Source organism: Polaromonas sp. P1_E3 (assembly GCF_056405935.1).
The window spans coordinates 1-640 of record NZ_JBFUBD010000809.1; the positions used below are offsets into that span (position 1 = coordinate 1).

The following is a 640-nucleotide window of genomic DNA, read 5'->3' on the forward strand; positions in this document are numbered from 1 at the left end:
GGCATCCCGGGCCTTACGATCAACGCGGTGTGTGGGTCGGGTCTGAAGGCCGTCATGCTGGCAGCGCAGGCGGTGGCCACGGGCGACAGCGAAATCGTGATCGCCGGCGGCCAGGAGAACATGAGTGCCGCGCCGCACGTGCTCAATGGCTCGCGCGACGGCCAGCGCATGGGTGACTGGAAGATGATCGACTCCATGATCGTCGACGGACTGTGGGACGTCTACAACCAGTACCACATGGGCATCACCGCCGAGAACGTGGCCAAGAAATACAGCATCAACCGCGAAGCACAAGATGCGCTTGCACTGGGCAGCCAGACCAAGGCTGCGGCCGCGCAGGACGCCGGCAAATTCAAGGACGAGATCATCCCCATCACCATTCCCCAGAAAAAGGGCGACCCGGTGGTGTTTGCCGCTGACGAGTTCATTAACCGCAAGACCAGCGCCGAAGGCCTGGCAGGCCTGCGCCCTGCGTTCGACAAAGCCGGTGGCGTGACGGCCGGCAATGCCTCGGGCCTGAACGACGGCGCTGCCGCCGTGATGGTGATGACGGCCAAAAAAGCCGCCGCACTGGGCCTCAAACCATTGGCCCGCATCGCCAGCTACGCGACCACCGGACTTGACCCGGCCTACATGGGCA

1 protein-coding gene is annotated in these 640 nt (G+C 64.1%); it reads left to right on the forward strand.

What is annotated here, in order from left to right; translation table 11 throughout:
* On the forward strand, positions 1-640 hold a 640-nt coding region (locus AC1D0Z_RS23660; protein ID WP_477660552.1), incomplete at both ends, for a thiolase family protein.